At 66.4% G+C, this 18,519-nt stretch carries 10 protein-coding genes; 4 read left to right on the top strand and 6 right to left on the bottom strand.

Going from position 1 to position 18,519, the window contains the following annotated elements:
- The first annotated feature begins 43 nt into the window (after nt 1-43).
- From aqpZ to QM732_RS14865, 3 genes are all read left to right on the top strand, one after another.
- Entirely contained in the window at nt 44-751 is a 708-nt protein-coding gene (aqpZ, locus tag QM732_RS14875; protein ID WP_415656897.1) for an aquaporin Z, read from the top strand.
- Between the two features lie 125 nt (nt 752-876).
- Nucleotides 877-8,724, top strand: a complete 7,848-nt coding sequence (locus tag QM732_RS14870) for an SdrD B-like domain-containing protein (protein WP_415656896.1) — start codon at nt 877-879, stop codon at nt 8,722-8,724.
- A 14-nt stretch (nt 8,725-8,738) separates the two neighbouring features.
- Nucleotides 8,739-13,001: an OmpA family protein gene (locus QM732_RS14865; protein ID WP_415656895.1), complete on the top strand. Its 4,263-nt coding sequence runs from the start codon at nt 8,739-8,741 to the stop codon at nt 12,999-13,001.
- Between the two features lie 429 nt (nt 13,002-13,430).
- Here the strand turns inward: QM732_RS14865 and QM732_RS14860 are convergent, their stop codons facing one another.
- The 5 genes from QM732_RS14860 to QM732_RS14840 all read right to left on the bottom strand — a co-directional run bounded on the left by QM732_RS14860 (nt 13,431) and on the right by QM732_RS14840 (nt 17,236).
- Nucleotides 13,431-14,303, bottom strand: a complete 873-nt coding sequence (locus QM732_RS14860; protein WP_415656894.1) for a nucleotidyl transferase AbiEii/AbiGii toxin family protein — start codon at nt 14,301-14,303, stop codon at nt 13,431-13,433.
- A complete protein-coding gene (locus QM732_RS14855; RefSeq protein ID WP_415656893.1) occupies nt 14,300-14,905 on the bottom strand; it encodes a type IV toxin-antitoxin system AbiEi family antitoxin domain-containing protein in 606 nt (201 codons plus the stop codon). The genes QM732_RS14860 and QM732_RS14855 overlap by 4 nt, the downstream gene beginning before the upstream one ends.
- 273 nt (nt 14,906-15,178) lie before the next feature.
- Nucleotides 15,179-15,619, bottom strand: a complete 441-nt coding sequence (locus QM732_RS14850) for a DCC1-like thiol-disulfide oxidoreductase family protein (protein ID WP_415656892.1) — start codon at nt 15,617-15,619, stop codon at nt 15,179-15,181.
- Complete coding sequence (locus QM732_RS14845) at nt 15,609-16,892, bottom strand: acyl-CoA desaturase (RefSeq protein ID WP_415656891.1); 1,284 nt, start codon at nt 16,890-16,892, stop codon at nt 15,609-15,611. The genes QM732_RS14850 and QM732_RS14845 overlap by 11 nt, the downstream gene beginning before the upstream one ends.
- Before the next feature lie 20 nt (nt 16,893-16,912).
- The gene (locus QM732_RS14840) at nt 16,913-17,236 is read right to left on the bottom strand and encodes a metalloregulator ArsR/SmtB family transcription factor (protein ID WP_415656890.1); all 324 of its coding nucleotides are present in this window, start codon (nt 17,234-17,236) and stop codon (nt 16,913-16,915) included.
- 193 nt (nt 17,237-17,429) lie between these two features.
- Here QM732_RS14840 and QM732_RS14835 point away from each other — a divergent pair, with 193 nt between their 5' ends.
- Nucleotides 17,430-17,675 carry a helix-turn-helix transcriptional regulator gene (locus QM732_RS14835; RefSeq protein ID WP_415656889.1) on the top strand — a complete coding sequence of 82 codons (246 nt, stop codon included), beginning with the start codon at nt 17,430-17,432 and terminating at the stop codon, nt 17,673-17,675.
- A 1-nt stretch (nt 17,676) separates the two neighbouring features.
- On the opposite strand, the gene QM732_RS14830 is transcribed toward QM732_RS14835, so the two are convergent.
- The gene (locus QM732_RS14830; RefSeq protein WP_415656888.1) at nt 17,677-18,315 is read right to left on the bottom strand and encodes an integrase arm-type DNA-binding domain-containing protein; all 639 of its coding nucleotides are present in this window, start codon (nt 18,313-18,315) and stop codon (nt 17,677-17,679) included.
- Between the last annotated feature and the right edge of the window lie 204 nt (nt 18,316-18,519).

Below are 18,519 nucleotides of genomic sequence, written 5' to 3'. Positions count from 1 at the left end.
AGTGCCCGCACGAAGGCCGTTGAGGGCCTGGCGAAAGGCATGGATGAAGGCGCTCATGGCCGAGTTTCTCGGCACGTTCTGGTTGGTTCTTGGTGGGTGCGGCAGCGCCGTGATCGCCGCGGCGTTTCCCGGGCTGGGCATCGGCCTGCTCGGCGTTTCGCTGGCCTTCGGCCTGACCGTGCTGACCATGGCCTACGCCGTGGGCCCGGTGTCGGGCGGCCACTTCAACCCGGCCGTCACGGCGGGGCTGTGCGTCGCCGGCCGCTTTCCGGCGACCCGTGTTGTGCCCTATGTCACCGCGCAGTTGCTTGGCGCCGTGGCCGGCGCGGCCGTGCTGGCCTGCATCGCCACGGGCAAGCCGGGGTTTGACCTCGTCGCCAGCGGCTTTGCGACCAACGGCTACGGTGCCCGTTCGCCGGGCGGCTACGGCCTCGGCGCCGCCGCGCTGGTCGAAGGCGTGCTGACCGGTGGCTTCCTGCTGGTCATCCTGGGCGCCACGTCGGCCCGGGCCGCCACGGCCCTCGCGCCGCTGGCCATCGGCCTGGCGCTGACGCTGATCCACCTGGTCAGCATCCCCGTCACCAACACCTCGGTCAACCCGGCGCGCAGCAGCGGCGTCGCGCTGTTCGCGGGCGGTGCTGCGCTGGAGCAGCTGTGGCTGTTCTGGCTGGCCCCGCTGGCCGGTGCGGTGGCCGCGGCGCTGATCGGGCGCTGGCTGTTTGCCGACGGCGACACCACCCGGTCGACGTGACCGCAGCGGCCTGACTTCCGCATCCTGCCGCCGCGCCCGCCCGTCCTCGACAGCGGGCGCCAGCCGCCCCATGACGCTCGATCTGCAAGTGCTGACCTTGCCCTGACCCCATGAGCCCACACCGCGTGTTTTCTCGAATCCTGGCCATCCTCGCCCTGGCTGCAGCCGGCGGTGCCCAGGCGCAGCTGCAGATCACGGGCATGCCAGACAGCCCGGACCCGGTGCCGGCAGGCGGTACGGTGACCTACCAGATCGGTGTCGCCGACGCGGGGGGCAGCCCGCAATCGGGCGTCACGCTGAACGTGGATATCCCGGCCAACGGCCGCTACGCCGGCATGGGCAGCCTGCCTGGCGGGGTGAGCTGCGGTGGCATGGCGGTGGGGCAGGCGGGCCCGGGCACGGTGACCTGCACCGGCATCAACATCCCGGCAATGGGCGTCGTGCAGGTGCCGGTCCGGGTGACCTCGACGGCCGCGGGCACGATGACCGTGTCGGCCACGCCGGTCGGCGGCGCCACGCAGAGCGAGACGACGACGGTCAACGTCGGCGCCGATCTGTCCATCGCCATCAACACCCCGGCCACCGCCGCGGCCGGCAGCACGCTGAACATCCAGCTGACGGTTGCCAATGCCGGGCCCTACGCCTCGCCTGCGTCCACGCTGCACTACAGCGTGCCCCCCGGGTTGGTGCTGGGCACGCTGCCGGGCGGCTGCTCGGTGGCTGGCAGCACTGTCAGCTGTTCGATCGGCAACCTTGGGATCGGTGCTTCGTCGAGCGTGACGCTCAACGGCATCATCGGTGTCGGCGGTGGTTCGACCCTCACCCACACCGCCGACGTGGCGGCAGGGGGCGGCGTCGGCGACGGCGACACGAGCAACAACACCACCTCGGTAAACACCAGCGTCACGCCGGGCAGCAGCCTGGCCGTCACCAAAACCAAGTCGGTCGCGGACCCGGTGCAGACTGGGCAGGGCTTCAACTTCCAGTTCGCTGTGCGCTACAGCGGCGATGCGCCGAGCAATCTGCAACTGAGCGACCCGCTGCCCGCCAACTTCTGTCCGGTCAGCGCAACCTTCTCGAGCGGCGGCTGGAGCTGCACGGCTTCGAGCACCTGCCCGGCTGCGGGCGGCACGTTGACCTGTACTCGGCCCAGCCCGGCCGGTGCCGGCGCGAACGCGTCCCTGGGCAGCATCACGGCGGCCGTGCAGGCGCTGACCAGCGGCCCCGGCATCATCAACACGGCAACCGTCGGCGCTACTGGCGTGACGCCCGCCCAGGGCTCGGTAAACACCACCGTCATCGACCCGTCTTCCGATCTGCGCGCAAACAAGGCCAAGAGCTGGCCACAGGCTGCAGTGCCGGTCAATCAGCCGTTCAACTACACGATCAGCACTACCAACCTCGGCCCGAGCGCCATTCCGTCCAGCGGCACGATCACGCTGACGGATACCGTGCCAGCCAATCTGCAGATCAACAGCATTACGCAGCCTGCCGGCTTCACCTGCATTTCGTCAGCAGGTGCGGTCTTCCCGCAGACGGGGCCGCTGACCATCACCTGCAATAGCAGCAACGTTGCGCTGGCCGTCAATGCGACAACGAGCAACGTGACTCTGAACGCTCAGGTCACGGTGGCCGGTGGCTCCGTGACCAACACGATGTGCGTCAGCGGCAGCAATGTGCCCGCTGATCCAGACAACGCCAACAACTGCGCCAGCGTCGGCGTCAACCCCCAAGCGGGCGGCAACCAGGCCGATGTTTCGGTGCTCAAGCGCGTCGTTGGCGTCGGTGACTCGCCCGGCAACCGTCAGTTGGCGGGCCAGCCCATCGTCTGGGAGATCGAGGTCGTGAACGCCGGGCCACAGCCTGCCACCGGCGTCGTCGTCACCGACACGCTGAATGACGTGTTCAATGCCAACGCCAGCCAGTATGGTGTCAGTGTCGTTGCCGGCGCGGCCACGATGGGAGCCTGCACGCTGACCACAACCGGATCGGGTGTCTCGCTCAGTGGCAGCAACTGCACGATCGCGACGCTGCCGATCTGTACCGCCGGGGCGGACTGTCCCCGCATTCAGTTGACTGTGCGTCCGCATGGCGATGGCACCGCCGCGAACGACGACTTCACGTCGACCAACTCGGCCTTCGCGCTGTCGCAAGCCGAGGCCGACCCCAACCTCGCCAACAACACCTCCGCGACGGCCACTGCCTACCTGACGGCTCGCACCGACGTGGCCGTGGCCAAGGCAGACAACCCCGACCCTGCGGCTGTCGGGCAGTTGTTGACCTACACCATCACTGCCAGCAATCCAGCTGCGACCAGCGCGAGCCAGGCGTACAACGTCATGGTCACCGACACGCTGCCGGCCGGACTTGTGCTTGTGTCGGCTGCGACCGCCAGCGGCGGCGGCAGTTGCCCGACCCAACCTGCGGTTGGCAGCACTACCGGTCCAGGCAACAACAGCATCGTCTGCAGCTGGGCCTCCCTCGCGCGCGGATCGCAGCAGACGGTGACAGTCCAGGTGCGTGCAATCGCAGCGCTGGCCGCCGCACTTGGCGGTCCGGGCAGCGTCACCAACAGCGTGGTGATCTCCACGACCACCCCTGAGGTGGCGGGCGGAGCGGCCAACAACACGGCCAGTGAGGCCACTGCGCTGAGTTCGCCAACGTATGACCTGATCGTCAACAACACTGACGACATCGATCCCGCCAACGTGGGTGACGCTGTCGTGTACCTGCTGACCGTCACTAACAACGCTGCGTCGACTGCCGAGAACGTACGGCTCACTGACACGCTGTCTAACGCCGTGGGGGCTCCGACCTTCGATGCCATCGTCGGTCCGCTGCCCGTTGGTGTCAGCTGTGACACCAGTGGCGTGACTGTGGGTCAGGCGGGCGGCAGCCTGAGCTGCACGATCCCTGTGCTGGGAGGGACCGGTGCCGCGGCTACCGGCGAGCCCAACTCGGTGCAGATCCGGGTGCGCCTCATCGGTGCCAGCAAGGGCACTTACACCAACACCGCCAGCGTGCGTTTCGTCAATGCGGCGTTGGATGCGTTCGACAACCCTCAGGCCAATAACACCGCAGCAGAGCCGACCACATTCCGCAACAAGGCCGACGTCGAGGTGATCAGCAAGACGGCTGTGCAGGCCGGCACAGCCACGCCCGTCAGTGCAGTGGGGCAGGCCCAGGCCTTTGACTGGCTGGTTGAGTTGCGCAACAACGGTCCACAGTCCGCCGACAACGACAGCTTCACAGACACGCTGCCTGCCAACCTGCAGCTCGCCGGCGCGCCGGTTTTCACCGTGACCTCGGGCCTGTTCACTCCCGCCGCGCCGACCTGCACGGGCGTTGCTGGCGGCACGGTCGTCAGCTGCGCGGTTAGCAGCATGCCGTCAGGTGCAACGGCGACGGTGCGCATCCCGGTGCAGGTGGTCGGGATGCCGGCCGCCAACAGCGTACTGACCAACACGGCGCACTTCGTCACCAATGGCTCCGGAGACACCAACGGTGGCACCGACCCCAATGGTGGCAACAACCACAGCAGCGGCTCAGTGACGGTGATGAGCCTGTCCGTGTCGGGGCGCGTCTACGAAGACCTGAACGGCAACGGGCAGCCCGACGCGGGCGAGCCAGGCATCGCTGGCGTGCAAATCGCGATCAGCGGCCCGGTCAACCAGACCACAACCACCGACGTCAACGGCAACTGGAGCTTCACCGTGCCGGCCGGCAGCTACACCGTCGTTGAGACGCAGCCGGCCGGGTATCAACCCGGCATCACGCGCGCCGGCAGCGTCACGGGCGCAGGCTCCACAGCAGGCACGGTGCCCACCAGCGGCGCTGGCGTCCTGAGCGGCCCCAATGGCAGCACGGCCAACACCATCCAGGCCATCGTGCTGGCCGGTGGCGGGTTCTCCATCAACAACAACTTCGGCGAGGTGCGCGCAGCGTCGCTAGCAGGCCGCGTCTACTTGGATGCGGATCGTAATGGCGTCTACTCAGCCAACGAGGAGCCCATCGGGGGCGTGGCCGTGAAGCTGACCGGTACCGACGACCTCGGCAACACGGTGAGTCTCAGCACCACTACCGCCGCAGCCGGCGGCTACGTCTTCGACAACTTGCGTCCTGGCATCTACGGCGTGGCCGAGACGCAGCCGGAGAGTTTTGCGGACGGCGCGGAGACAGTTGGTAGCGCAGGCGGCAACGCGAGCATCAATGACGTCATCAGCGGTGTCGTGCTCGGCTCTGGCGCCGCAGCCACCGGCTACAACTTCGGCGAATTCGTCACACGCATCACGGTGCACGTGTTCGAGGACCCGAACAACGACGGCTTGCCGGCGCTGACCGATGCCGGCATTCCGGGCGTCACGCTGACACTGACCGGCCGCGCGTTCAATGGCACGCCAGTGAGTCTGCTTGCTCAACCGACGGCTGGCGGGGCCGGCTACTACGAGTTTTCGCAGGTGCTGCCGTCTGATGCGGCTGGGTACACCATCACGGAAACCCAGCCGGCGAACTATGCACCGGGCAAGGCCCATGCCAACGGCCAGCCGGGCGAAGCTCAGCCGAGTGGCAACGTCATCAGTGGCATTGTGGTTCCCGCTGTGAACCCACCTGCCTGGCTGGGCGACTACCTGTTCGGCGAGCTTCTTGGCAGTCGCATCCAGGGCCGCAGCTTTTACGACCGCGATGGCGACGGGCAGCAAGGTGCCGTGGCACGGGAGCCCGGTATTCCGGGCGTGACGATCACGCTCACGGGTACCGACGGCAATGGCAACCCGGTCAACCGCACGATGACGACCGATGCCAACGGTGACTATGTATTCGCCAACGTGGCCGAAGGCCGTTACACCCTCACGGAGACCCGCCCCGCCGGCTATCTGCCCGGGCTGACCCATGCTGGTTCGGTGACGGGGACAGGCTCGACCCCGGGCACGGTGCCGACCAGCGGCAGCGGCGTCACCACCGGTCCGCTCGGCTCGGACGCTCCCGTGATCCAGAACATCGTGCTGGGTAGCGCGGGCGCCGGCTCGGCACAGAACAACTTTGCCTCGGTGCGCCCCTCGGCATTGAGCGGCCATGTCTACATCGACACCGCGCCGGCCAACGGCCAGCTTGATGCCGGAGAGGCGTTGGTGCCGGGCGTGAATGTCATGCTCAGCGGTACGGACCTCTACGGCCGCAACGTGAGTCTCACGCAGGCGACCGACGCCAACGGTGCGTTCGCTTGGAACGGCCTGCTGCCGGGCCGCTATCAGCTCGACGAAACCCAGCCGGCCGGCATGGCCGACGGCGCCGAGCACCTCGGCACTGTGGACGGCGTTGCGCGCGGCACGGCAAACCCCGGCGGCACGAACGACCGGTTCGGCGATATCCAGCTTGCGTCGGAAGAGCAGGGTGTGGACTACGACTTTGGTGAGCGCGGCGGCCAGATCGCCGGCCAGGTCTATGTGGATCGCAACGACAACGGTCAGCGCGACGCCGGTGAGGCACCCATTCCGGGCGTCACGCTGACGCTGACGGGCCGTACGGCGAGCGGCCAGGCCGTGAACCTCACTGTGACGACGGACGCGCAGGGACGTTACAGCTTCGACGGTCTGCTGCCGTCCGACGCGGCAGGGTATGCCATCACCGAAACCCAGCCCAAGAGCTATGCCGATGGCCGCGACGCCGTGGGTCGTATCGGCGGGCAGACCGTTGGCCAAGCCGACGGCAGCGACCGCACCGGGCACATCGTGTTTCCCGGTGGCGTGGGCGAGGGCTATGACTTCGGCGAGCGCGGCGCTTCGCTGACAGGCCATGTCATCAACGACGTCGATGGCAACACCAAGAAAGACAGAGGCGATCTACCACTGCCGGGCGTTGTCATCACGTTGAGCGGAATGGATGCCGACGGCCATCCGGTCACGCGCGTGACGACGACCGATGGGCAAGGCCGTTATCGGTTTGACGACCTGCCGATGAGCGGCGGTACGGGCTATACGCTGACGCAACAGCCGGTACCGGACAGTACTCACGTTGGCGAAGTGCCGGGCTCGCTCGGCGGCTCGGTGCCGGCACCGCGCCAGATCCTGGTTGCGCTCACGACGACCGAGGGAGGCGTCGAGTACGACTTCTTCGAGCGGCTCAACAAACCCTCGTCACTGACGGGTAGCGTTTGGTGGGACACAGACCACGACCGCCAGTTCGGCGCCAGCGAAAAACCCCAGGGCGGCTGGACGGTGGAACTCGTCGCTTGCCCCGACGGCAGCACCGGCTGCCCGCCTGCTCAAGGCGCGGTGATCGACAACCGCACGACAGGCGGCGATGGCGGCTACCGTTTCGACAACCTGACGCCAGGCAACTACCAGCTCCGTTTTCGCGACCCGCAGGGTCAGTTGGTCGGCGGTGAATGGCCGACAGACCCGGTGCTCAATGGTGTGGGCGGGCCCTTCCCGACGGTGTCCGGCATGCCGCCGCGCATATCGATCCCGGTCACCATCACCGCAGGCCAGGACGTGATCCGCCAAGATCTGCCGCTCGACCCGGGTGGGGTGGTGTTTGACAGCGTGACGGCCGAGCCCGTGGCAGGTGCGCAAGTCAGCATTGCCGGCCCGGCGGGCTTCGATCCGGCCAAGCATCTGCTCAACGGCCAGGGCACGGTCACCACCGCTGCCGACGGCCGCTACCAGTTCTTCCTGCTGCCCGGTGCACCGGCCGGGAGCTACCAGGTGGGCATCACGCCGCCGGCCGGCTACATGCCTTCGGCGACATACCCGCCCGCCAAGGCGCCGCTTGACGTGGTGAGCTGCTCGGCGACCGGTGTGTCCGGCCCGAAGAAGGGCGGCGAAGCTTGCGTCGTCAGCAAGCCGGCCGAGCCGGTGTCCGGCCAGGTCGATCCTTACTTCATGACCTGGCTGACGGGCGGGGCAGTGTCCCGCCAGGTGGTGAACAACCACATTCCGCTCGACAAGCTGGCTGCCGCGGGGAGCATCGAGCTGCGCAAGAGCACGACGAAGCTCAACGTCCGCAAGGGCGAGCCAGTGCCATACGTGATCACTGCGCGCAATGCCGGCTCCGTCGCAATCGGCAACGTAACGCTGCAGGACACGTTGCCTCCGGGTTTCAAGTACCTTGAAGGATCGTTGACTGTGCAGACGCTGCCGGGCGGTCCTGTCGTGGCGGCGCAGCCGAGCATCCAGGGACGCGTGCTGACGTTGTCGCTTAACTTTGCGGCTGGCGAGAGCAAGCGCATCTCCATGGTGCTGGGTGTGGGCCTGGGCGTTGGCGAAGGCCAGTACGTCAACAGCGTCGTCGCCCAGCAAGGTGCGCAGGGCCGCGAAGTGTCCAACACGGCGACGGCGGCCGTGCGCGTCGTGCCCGACGCGATGCTGGACTGCACCGACCTGATAGGCAAGGTCTGGGACGACCGGAACGCCAATGGGTTGCAAGACCAGGGTGAGCCAGGCTTGGCCGGCGTGCGCGTCGCGACGGTCAATGGCCAACTGGTCACGACCGACACGAGGGGGCGCTACCACATCGCCTGCGCGGCGGTGCCAAAGGATGGAACCGGCAGCAACTTCGTGCTGAAGCTGGATGAGCGTACGTTGCCGTCGGGCTACCGGGTGACGACCGAGAACCCGGCTGCCGGGCGGGCCACCCGCGGCAAGGTGCTGAAGATCGACTTCGGAGCCACGGTGCACCGCGTTGTGCGCCTGGAGCTGCGCAGCGATGCCTTCGAGCCGGGTGGCAACGCGCTGCGGCCTCAGCACCAGGACGTGCTGACCCGTGCGTTGGCCGTTCTGCCAGAGAGGCCCTCTGTGTTGCGCCTGAGTTACCGCCCGGCGACCGGCGAGTCCGTAACTCTGGGAGAGAGCCGGGTCGCAGCGATCAAGTCGGAGGTACTGAAGCGTTGGGCCGAGCTGGGCCGCTCGCGTGAGCTCGCGCTGTTCGATCTCGATGTCGAGATCGAGATGCAGACCGCCGTTGTCAACAAGTGATGCAGGAGACCGACATGAGCCACCTGCACCACACCACCGAGCTGACCATGACCCGACGACCCGCCTTCCGCCGCGCAGCACTTGCGAGCGCGGCGGCCACGGCATGCATGCTTGCTGCGCCGATCTTTGCGGCAGAGCCGGCATCCTGCACGGGCGACGCGCGCGGCCGCTTCAGTGACCGCTGCCTGGAGGACCGCCGCGCGTTCGAGATCACCGGCGAACACAAACTCCCGCAGAGCAGTGAGCGCGAGTTGCCCAAGCTGACGTTCTTGCTAGGCGATCCGCGTGCGCTGAATGTGCTGAAGCACGAGGAGAAGCACACCGAACCGGGCGGCACGGCCAACCGCAGCGATGCGCAGACGTCGCGATTCGACTCGGGCGAGGATCTGCTTAAACCCGAGGACCGAGCGCGGCTGGACGCCATCGCGGCCCAGGTACGTCGCCACTCCGATCTGCGCTTCGAAATCATCGGCCACACCGACGTGCAGCGTATTGCGCCTTACTTGCGCTCGCGCTTCCCGGACAACCAGGCGCTGGGCTTGGCGCGTGCGAACCAGGTCGGCCGCTACCTCACGCAGCAGCTGGGCCTGCCATCAAGTGCCTACACGGCCGACTCGCGCGGCCCGGACGAGCCCATCGCAACGCCGCGTGAAGACCGTGCCAACTGGGCCGCCAACCGCCGCGTCGAGGTCAAGGTCTACTGGACGGAGTCGCTGCCGGACAAGATCACGACCGCCACCAAGACCACGCTGATCGACCCGACCGCGTGCAGCATGTTGAGCAGCTATGACCCTGACGCGCCAGTGCGCCTGACGCTGGATGGCCAGCCGTTGGTCGGCAGCGGTGGCAGCGCCGATCGGCAGCGTTGCATCGACGTAAAGCTGGAGCATGACCAGATCAGACTGCAGTACGACAACCTCTCGCAGCCGCGCCGCCTCGCCGGAGCCGCCTGGCCTACCACTGTCGTTCCTGGTGACACAGTGAGCTTCGCTGCGCACAGCAACTACCGCCTATACCAGCAGCGCGCCGAGTTGTTGCTGTTCACGGCCGACGGCGAGGGACGCCCGCGGCCACTGGCGACGCTGCCGTTGGACGCACAGCTGCGCGCCGCCTGGACGGCGCCGGCCGCTTGGGGTGGCGATGCGCTGGCGCAACGCAAGTTGCTCTGGCGCGTGCGTGTCTACGACAAGGACGGCCGCTTCGACGAGACCGAGGACTATGCGCTGTCGCTGGCGCAGCAGCATCGCCCCGAGCAGCCTGCCGCCAGCGAAGCCATGCCCGAGCAGCGCCTGCTTCATGAGTACGGCGAATCACGCCTGGCCATTGTCAACATCCCTATCCAGGGCGGCACAGTGACTGTGCATGGTTCGGGCCTGGGGGCTGGTGACCGCGTGCGTGCGCTGGGCTTTGACGTGCCGGTGGATGCCAATGGCCGCTTCGTCACACAGCAGCTCGCGCCGCGCCAGGTGCAGACAGGAGAGGTCGTCGTCACGCCGAAGGAAGGCGCTGAACGAATCTACCGCCGCGACTTCGAGCTCCCCAAGCACGACTGGTTCTTTGTCGGCCAGGCCGACCTGACCGTCGGCCGCAACCGCACCACCGGGCCGGCGGCCCTCGTCACGAGCGACAGCAACCGCTACAACGGCGACACCTGGACCGAAGGTCGAATCGCCTTCTACGGCAAGGGCCGGTTGGATGAGCGCTGGACGCTGACCGGTAGCCTGGACACCGAGGAGCGCCCGCTCAAGGAGCTGTTCCGCAACTTCGACCGGAAGGATCCAACTTCGCTGTTTCGCCGCATCGACCCGGTCGATAGCTGGGGCACCTTCGGAGACGACTCAACCAGTATCGAGGACGCCCCTACGCAGGGGCGCATGTACTTGCGGGTCGACGACGGCCGCTCGCATGCGCTGTGGGGCAACTTCAAGCTCAGCCTGGGGCAGGACAACACGCTGGCCCAGTTCAATCGCGGCCTCTATGGCTTGCAGGGCCGCTTCGTCAGCGAGGCAACGACGAGTTTCGGCGACGCGCAACTGCGTGTGGATACCTTTGTGGCGGAGCCCGGAACATTGGCTGCGCATGAGGAATTCCGCGGCACCGGTGGCTCGCTGTACTACCTGCGTAACCAGGACCTGAGCCGCGGCGCGGAGCGCGTCGTGATGGAGGTCCGGGACCGCGACTCCGGTCTGGTACTGCAGCGCCGCGCACTTGTGCCTGGCAGTGAGTACGAGGTTGACTACCTGCAGGGCCGGGTGCTGCTCAGCGCGCCCCTGCCAAGCACGGCCGACAACGGCGCGCTGGTGCGTGCGGCTGGCCTCAGTGGCCAGCCGGTCTACCTGGTGGTGGACTACGAGTACGCGCCCACTGCTGCCGACCTCGACACGCTGGCCGTCGGCGGCCGCCTGGCCTGGTGGGCCGGCGATGGCGTGCGCCTGGGCCTTACCGCGTTGAAGCAGCGCCAGATGGGCGCCGACCAGAAGCTTGGAGGCCTGGACCTGCTGCTGCGCAGGAGCGAAAGCACGACGCTGCGCGTGGAAGCCGCGCACAGCGACGGTCCGGGCATCGGCTCGCAGCTATCGGTGGACGGTGGGTTCGGCTTTGCGGCCAACCAGTTGCCGGCCGGCACGGGCGGGGCGAATGCGTGGCGTGTCGAGGGACAGGCGGACCTGAAGGACCTGGGGCTGGCAGGGCAGGGCCAGGTTGGCGCGTACGCGCAGCAGCGCGAGGCAGGTTTTTCGGCCCCCGGCCAGGTCGCGGCCAATGAAACCAAGCAGATAGGCGCCACCGCGACGCTGCCGCTCGGCGATGGGAGCGAGCTGCGCGTGAAGGCCGATCGCAAGAACGAGGTCAATGGCTACAACACCGACGTGGGTGAGGTGCAGGCCAGCACCAAGCTTGATGAGCACTGGAGTCTGGCTGCGGCTGTGCGCAGCGATCGCAAGAGCAGCGATGCGCTGAACACCTCGCCTTTGCTGCCGACCTCGGGTGTCGTCCAGGGCGAGCGCACTGATGCATCGGTACAGGTCGACTACAGCGATGGTGCGGACTGGGGCATCTACGGTTTCGGTCAGAAGACGCTGGGTCGCACCGGCACGCGGCTGGAAAATGATCGCCTCGGCGTCGGTGGTCGCTACCGCGTGACGGACAAGCTCGCGCTGCGTGGCGAAGCCTCCGGCGGCGATGGCGGTGCGGCTGGCAAGGCGGGCATTGACTATCAGTACGACGACCGCTCCAACGTCTACGTCACTTACGCCCGCGATACCGGCCGTACCGACGAGGCCTCGTTGGCGCGCGGTGGCGCGCTGGTGGGCGGCGTGAAGTCGCGCCTGGCCGACGGCTTGAGCGTCTACACCGAGCACAAGCAGAGTACTGGCACGCAGGCAGGACTGACCCATGCCTACGGCGTGCAATACGCGCCCGACGATCATTGGACGCTGGGGCTGACGACCGAGAACGGCCGCATCGAGGCTGAGAATGCGGGCGAGATGCGGCGCAATGCGGTCGGCCTGAGCGTCGGCTACGTCAAGCCGGGCCTGAAGTACATGGGCGGAGCCGAGTTCCGGCGCGATGCGACTCGCAATGGTCAGGGCAGCGACAGCCGTCGCAGTTGGCTGCTGAAAAACTCGTTCACGCTGCAAGATGGCGACGACGCGCGCTGGATGGGCAAGCTCAACTGGGCGGATAGTGACGTCAGCGGCGCCGGCGCGTCCAGCGCGCTCACCTCGGCCAAGTACACCGAAGCCACGCTGGGCTATGCATTCCGGCCGGCCAGCAATGACAAGCTGAACATGCTGGTCAAGTACACCTATCTGTATGACCTGTCGTCTCCGGCGCAAGTGTCAGTAGACGGGGCGGCGCTGCCGGCGGTCAGCACGCTGGGTATCGACTACCAGCAGCGCAGCCAGGTAGCAGCAGTGGATGCGACCTACGAGATCAACGCACGTTGGACGGTGGGAGGCAAGGCGGCCTGGCGCGTCGGCGAACTGCGCAACAGCCGCGACGACTCGGCCCCCTGGGTCAAGGCCGGGGCGCAGTTGCTTGTCGCCCGCGTTGATTGGAAGGTGCTGCGCCACTACGACTGGCTGCTCGAAGCGCGCACGTTGCGCTCAGGCGAGCTGGGTCAGCGCCGCAGCGGTTGGTTGACGGCCGGTTATTACCACGTCAACGAGAACTTCAAGGTCGGCCTGGGCTACAACTTCACCGACTTCTCGGACGACCTGACCGACCTGGGCTACCGCAGTCGGGGCGTTTTCCTCAACGTGCTCGGGAAGTTCTAGCCTCCATGAAGCTGTGGGGGCTTTCTTCTGGGAGATGGCCCAAAAGCGCCACATCCTGAAAGACCCCACAACAAGCCCTACAGGATGCGTGTGCTTCATCGCGACGCCCTGGGCGGCCTGGGGCAAGAAAGTCCTTATAGATCAGTCAGTTATTGATTCTTTGAGCGTGTGCTGGAGCGCCCCGAAAACCTACTCAATGTTCTGCACCTGAACCTCGTGGTCGAGGCCAAGTCGTTGATGCCAATGGAATCCGGATCTCAGAGCAGTCATTAACCCAACGAATTACCTCGCATCGAAGCTGAGCTTTGGTGACACGCGAGGAGACTCTATTTGGCGTTGACCGTCTCAACGAAACGCCGTGAATGTGTACCAGCGGCGCCTTCTCGCCATAGATGCTGTCGTCGCCAGAGTTCGTCGGATGTGGCCGCATCAGCGCGCCTGTTCATAGAGCCGCCGCGCTTGATCCAATACGGGCCGCAGCTTGCCAGCCACGCTCTTCACGACGTCAGGCAACTGCATCGAAGGCAACTCGTTCTTCTTCAGGAAGGCGTGCCAGATGGCGTTGCGCGTCGGGTCGTTTGCAAACTCGTCGCTCAGGCCGATGGGCAGGTCTGCGGGTACCGCCGTGCCCCGGCGGTTGAAGGTGGCCGCGATAGCGGTCGCCAGCGTGCTCGGATCGACCGTCCCTCGATCGAGCATCACCGAGAGGTCAAGGTAGTCCTTCAAGCGACTGTTCGTCATGCCCAGCAAGGCGATGGCGTGAAGCTTCTCGGCGATGACGCTGTAGACCGGGTAGGTGCGCAGTTGCGGCGCAGGGAAGTCCGCGATCAACACGGGGTAGACGGCAGATATCGGCGCTGGTGTCACCGCGTCGCCGAATCCGATGTCGACCTGGACCTTGCATTTCGCCCGAGCCAACTCGGCAGCGAGGATGACACGAGCCCCGGCATAGCCGGCGTCCTTGCGGATCTCCTGAGCATTGACAGTCGCGGGATCGAACACGATCCCGTCGTCTGCCGCGATGGCAGCGATCTCTCGGAATGTCCGCTCGATGGATGCGAGGTCGCTGGCGCCGAAGCCCAGCAGGTCCACGTCGCGCGTAGGGCGGTGAGGCATGTCGTACCAGAGCGTGAACAGCAGCGCGCCCTTGAGCAGAAAGTTGTCGGCGTGCGGGGAGCGGCTCATGCGGTACAGCAAGCGCTCCAGCGCGTACCGAACCAGCACGCCATTGAAGTCCGAACCCTCTGCCTTGGCCAGGTTCAGCAGTCGTGCTCGCACCGAAGCCGCCAGGTCTTTGCTCACGTTGTGGCCTCTAGGTAGGGGCGCAGCACATTGGCGACGCGGCAGACCTTGGCGTAGTGCCACAGGTCCTCGATGGAGGCTTTCTTCTGGGCCAGGGCGTCCTTCAGGGCTTCCAGGGCCACGTCCAGGCCGATCTTGTTGCGGTGCTTGAAGCAGTCGGCCACGGTCTTGGCGACGCTGTAGACGCGCAGTTGCACCCGATCGCGCTCGAAGAGCTCGATGCCCTCTGAGTAGCCTGCGCCCGTGAACTGGACCATCTTGATCGGCGGATGGTCGATGCGAGGCGCATGGCTGCCGCGCGGCATGGCGATCCAGACCCGGCGGGGGAGCTGGGTCGTCAGCTCGTGGAACTGCAGCGCCGTGAGCAGACAGAACACCGCCTGCGGCACCTTGACGGCGATGGACGCCAGACCCTCATGTTCCGACATGCTCTCGTTCGGCAGGCGATAGAGGCCGCGACCGACTCGTTCCAGCTGCCCGCTGGTGGTAAGCCTGGTCAGGGCCATCCGCGGAGCGCCCAGGACCTGCAGGTCGGCGGCGCGCACCATTCCCCTCTCGCGGGCGAGATCGAGGATACGCTGAGGGTGGGACAGGGCCGACATGGACGTTCCGTTTTGTCGTCAAAAGATTTTAATCGACGAAATTATGCAACATATCGGCTCGGCGGATGTTGCTGTGGCGAAGGAGCGAACAGTTCCGCGTGCGAGAGCGCGGCAGGCCTTCTGGATGTTCCGTTCTTCCGTCATATGCAAAGACCTGACGAACATACGTAGCCCGCGGCTCGCCACAAGAGCTCTGACAGGCTCGCAAATTTGCTGTACAGCAAATCTTGCGGTTTCCCCAAATCAAAGCCGCCGAACGGCCCGTCGGCGCCACTAGAACCGCTGATTGCCCTGCAGCCTGAGGTTGTTGATCTTCGCCTTGCGCAGGAGCTTCAGCAGCAGGTTCCGGCCCTCACGAAGCAGCGGGTAGAGCACCCGCGCTCGCGCCTTGGAGCGGAAGATCCAGTGGTTCGTCCGGTTGAACAGGCCCGAGCCACTGCTCATCAGCGACAGCGCGCAGATGGCGTCGGCGCCGTAGTAGAGAACGTCATCGACCTTGAGCACCATGCCTTGGTCGATGTCCATGCCCTGGCGCGTGATCTCGTCCATCACGCCGCCCGCGCCGCGCGCATTGACGAGTCGCAGCGCTCCGACCGATTCACGAACGCGGACCATGCGGCAATAGGCATCGCACAAGGGGCACTCCTCGTCGTAGACGAGCAGGATCTCACGCTCCGGACCGGCGCTGCCTGTGGCCGACGCGTCAGGCGACATCGAAGGCCTCGCGCGTCGATTCGAAGGCGACGGCCAGCGGCGCGACACAGAGTGCGAGGCGGCGTAGCGCAGGCGCGCGCAGGCTGAGCGACACGCACAGTGCGGGCAGGCCTCGAACCTGGCGCTGGCCGACGTGCAGCACCAAGCGCGCGGCTGCGGCGTTCTCGTGGAACTCGACGCGCGGGCCAACGATGCGGCGAACGAGGGTGGCTGGCAGCGTCGCCGCTGGACCTTCCATCGTGACCGGCTGGTCTCCTTGAATCGTGCCTTTCCAACACAGACGCAGGACGTGACGCATGCCGATACTCGCGCCCGACCGCGGTGCCCGGTCGCGCCGACGCTCAAGTTCAACGGAGCCGGCTTCATCGCAGGCCTGCAGTTCTGCACGCTCCGGAAGCGCCGCGGGCAGTCGGATTGCCCAGACCAGCCCGAGCTTGCGCAGCACCATCAGCATCCACCAACCCGGATCCCACTCGCCGGCAAACAGCCCGAGGCGGGCCGAGCCAGGAAAGGCGTGGTGGTTGTTGTGCCACGACTCGCCCATCGTCAGCAGCGACGTGAAGCGGATGTTGCGGCCCTGCACCGCGGCGTTGTGCACCTCGTAGTGCATGGCGCCGCGGTTGTGGGCGAAGTAGCCGATCAGCCAGTGGCCGACCACGCCGGCGGTGACGCGGGCGCAGGTGCCCCAAAACACGAAGCCCCAGCCTCCCAGCGCGTAGAGCAGCATGGCGGGAGGCAGTTGCTGAACCATCCAGGTGCGCTCGACGAATCGGTAAAACCGGTCGGCGGCGATGCCCGGCTCGATCGTCAGTCGTGGCGGGTTCTGCAGGCGCAGCTCGCAGTGGAGCTGCCACCAGGCATCGCGCCAGAACGAGCTGCCGTGGCGAAGGTAGTCATGGCAATCGGGCAGCCGCTGCGCATAGTCGCGCAACTCATGCTGGCGCAGCAGGCCCAAGGGTCCGGCGAGGCCCACCTGCACGCCAAAGTAGACCAGCGCGTACTCCAGCCACTTCGGGCACTGGTAGCTGTCGTGGATGAGCTTGCGGTGGCTGCCGAGCGAATGCCCGAGCAGCAGGACCGTGCCCGTCGTTGCAAGGAAGACCAGGAAGGCAGCCCAAGTGAACGTGAGGATACCGCCCACGAGCGCCGCGCCGGCCATGCCGGCGAGCCACAGCGACTTCACCGGGGCGTAGCGCACCTCGCCGCGTACGACGCTGTCGACATCGTCGGCCTGGGCGCGGTGGTGGCTCAGGCTGGCGGGGAGTTCGGTCATGTCTCTCTCCTCGAGCTGGATCAGGCCTGCTTGCGCCGCTTCTTCGCGACTTCCCGGGACTCGCGCTTCAGCGGCCGGCCGACGGGGCACAACTCGAACGCGAAGCCCGTGAGGTTGTTGACGAGGTTGTCGCGGTTGAGTCGGTACATCACGAACTGGCCTTGTCGCTCGCTGCTCACCAGGCCGGCGTTCTCCAGCACCGAGAGGTGGCGAGAGATCGCCGGCGCGCTCATCGAAAAGCGCTCGGCCAGCTGCGACGTGCTGAGCTCAGCCTCGGAGAGGTAGGCGAGGATCTGTCGTCGCGGGCCGGAAGCCAGGGCTTCGAAGACCTTGTCGAGGGACATCTGGATTCAATCATTAACTCATTCGTTAATGATTTATAGCTTGACGCCGCGCACGCGTCAAGCGCCAAGTGTTGCCTCGCTGCGATCAAGCCGTGGGACAGCGAGTCCCGCTGAGGTCGTAACGAGCAAGCCCTGCGGCCTCTGCCACGGCCGGCGCACGAGATGCCCCTCAGGTGATCTGCAGAATGGCGCGATGACTACTTCTTTCCCCAAGGCTCCGGCCCGCGTTTCCTTGTCTACACCCGTCCCCACCTTGCCGCAGACCGGCTTTGTCAGGCAGGCACAGGTTCTCTCCTTCATTCCGATTTCGAAGTCGACGCTGTGGCGTCAAGTTGCGGTCGGGGCCTTTCCGGCGCCCGTGAAGCTGACATACCGTGTCACTGCTTGGCGAGCCGAAGACATTCGGCTGTGGATCGAAAACAGGAGTGCTGCCGCCTGACCTACAGGCGGACTCGCCGGGGCACCGCCCAACCTGCTCGGGCCTGCGCAACGGTGTCGAGGGCGAGCGAAGCAGTGGTTCTCCTCAGGTGCTTCGAGATGTCGGCGGTGAGCGTCAGATCTGCAGCGATGACCGTCATCCGCAGCAGGTATCGCCGCACGTCGTTGGCGACGGTTGGCGCACCGCCCGCGACGATGCGGGTCAGCACCTCGTCGATGTGCACGGGTCGGACGACCTCGACCGGCAACTTGCCGATCACCGGCTTGATGTGGCGCCGAATCGTGTGCTCGACGACCTCCGGGCGTTTGTACTTCGGCGCGATGTCACGTTCGTACCAGGCGCGGGCGAGGCTCTCGACGTTGTGGGCGTCGCTGATGCGAAGCTTCTCCAGGCGCTTCTGTACTGCGACGTCCACGCCCTGTTGGATCTGCGCACGGTAGCGCAGCGCCAACTCGCGGGCAGTCCGTAGCGTGATCTCGGGGTGGCGGCCGAGCACCTTCTCCTTCTGGCGACTGCCGAAGCGGTACCGCAGGATCCATGACGCTTTGCCGACACGGGCGCTCGCCTCGGAGGCCACGAACATCAGGCCGTCACCGACGGATCGGTCGACGGGCCCGGCGCTCAGCCAGGACTTGAGCAAGAGATCAGAAACTGGCTTTGGTGTTATTCCCATGGAACCTCCGTTGGGGGATCGATGGGGCGACCCTCCGCGCGGGCTACGGGAATCTGAACCGAGCAACTCTGCCGGTGAACTACCCCAAGAGATGGTTGTGCTTCAGGGAGCCGGTTGCCATGCCGGCTTGCGAAGCGCTACTGAAAATCGGCGGCGAATCGGGCGCCGTGC

The organism is Roseateles sp. (assembly GCF_047654805.1).
Classification (GTDB): domain Bacteria; phylum Pseudomonadota; class Gammaproteobacteria; order Burkholderiales; family Burkholderiaceae_C; genus Pelomonas.
The sequence above is the reverse complement of the archived record's forward strand: the minus strand, read 5'-3'. Positions and strand labels throughout refer to the sequence as shown.

Excerpts from the sequence above, each read along its gene's own strand:
- aqpZ (WP_415656897.1), top strand. The coding sequence starts at position 44 with ATGAAGGCGCTCATGGCCGAGTTTCTCGGCACGTTCTGGTTGGTTCTT.
- QM732_RS14855 (WP_415656893.1), bottom strand. The coding sequence starts at position 14,905 with ATGTCGGCCCTGTCCCACCCTCAGCGTATCCTCGATCTCGCCCGCGAG.
- QM732_RS14845 (WP_415656891.1), bottom strand. The coding sequence starts at position 16,892 with ATGACCGAACTCCCCGCCAGCCTGAGCCACCACCGCGCCCAGGCCGAC.
- QM732_RS14865 (WP_415656895.1), top strand. The coding sequence starts at position 8,739 with ATGAGCCACCTGCACCACACCACCGAGCTGACCATGACCCGACGACCC.
- QM732_RS14850 (WP_415656892.1), bottom strand. The coding sequence starts at position 15,619 with ATGTCGCCTGACGCGTCGGCCACAGGCAGCGCCGGTCCGGAGCGTGAG.
- QM732_RS14835 (WP_415656889.1), top strand. The coding sequence starts at position 17,430 with ATGACTACTTCTTTCCCCAAGGCTCCGGCCCGCGTTTCCTTGTCTACA.
- QM732_RS14840 (WP_415656890.1), bottom strand. The coding sequence starts at position 17,236 with ATGTCCCTCGACAAGGTCTTCGAAGCCCTGGCTTCCGGCCCGCGACGA.